General features: G+C 64.0%; 1 protein-coding gene. It reads left to right on the top strand.

The genetic code is table 11. The annotated features are described in order from the left end of the window. On the top strand, positions 1-333 hold a 333-nt coding region (locus tag AAEY83_RS13505; RefSeq protein WP_351059573.1), incomplete at both ends, for a patatin-like phospholipase family protein.

Below are 333 nucleotides of genomic sequence, written 5' to 3'. Positions count from 1 at the left end.
GCTCAAGGCGCTGGAAGAACAAGGCATCAGGATCGACGCGATTGCCGGCACCAGCATGGGCGCCGTGGTCGGCGGCCTGTACGCCTCGGGCTACAAGATCGATGAACTGGAAAAGCTCGCCCTGAGCATCGACTGGCAAGCGGCGCTGTCCGACGCGCCGCCGCGTGAGGACGTGCCATTTCGACGCAAGCAGGACGACCGCGACTTTCTGGTGAAGCAGAAACTCAGCTTCCGCGACGACGGCAGCCTCGGCCTGCCATTGGGGGTGATTCAGGGCCAGAACCTCGCACTGTTGCTGGAAAGCCTGTTGGCGCACACCAGCGACACCCGCGA

This window comes from Psychrobacter sp. TB20-MNA-CIBAN-0197 (genome assembly GCF_040309765.1).
Lineage (GTDB): Bacteria > Pseudomonadota > Gammaproteobacteria > Pseudomonadales > Moraxellaceae > Psychrobacter > Psychrobacter submarinus.
The sequence above is the reverse complement of the archived record's forward strand: the minus strand, read 5'-3'. Positions and strand labels throughout refer to the sequence as shown.